This window comes from Phenylobacterium sp. CCH9-H3, from assembly GCF_001557235.1.
Classification (GTDB): Bacteria; Pseudomonadota; Alphaproteobacteria; order Caulobacterales; family Caulobacteraceae; genus Phenylobacterium.
Genome location: NZ_LSJI01000226.1, coordinates 1 through 218 on the forward strand (window position 1 = coordinate 1; position 218 = coordinate 218).

1 pseudogene is annotated in these 218 nt (G+C 61.9%); it reads left to right on the forward strand.

Annotation, left to right across the window (positions count from 1 at the left end):
- Nucleotides 1–218 (forward strand): annotated as a pseudogene (locus AX721_RS19865) (acetyl/propionyl-CoA carboxylase subunit alpha); the annotation flags it as partial.

Genomic DNA, 218 nt, shown 5'->3' on the forward strand with positions numbered 1-218 from the left:
TACGACAGCGCCGGCACCGTCGAGTTCGTGGCCGGACAGGACAAGAGCTTCTACTTCCTGGAGATGAACACCCGCCTGCAGGTGGAGCATCCGGTCACCGAGATGATCACCGGCGTGGACCTGGTCGAGCAGATGATCCGCTCGGCCTATGGCGAGAAGCTGCCGTTCGCCCAGAAGGACCTGAAGATCAACGGCTGGGCCATGGAGAGCCGGATCTA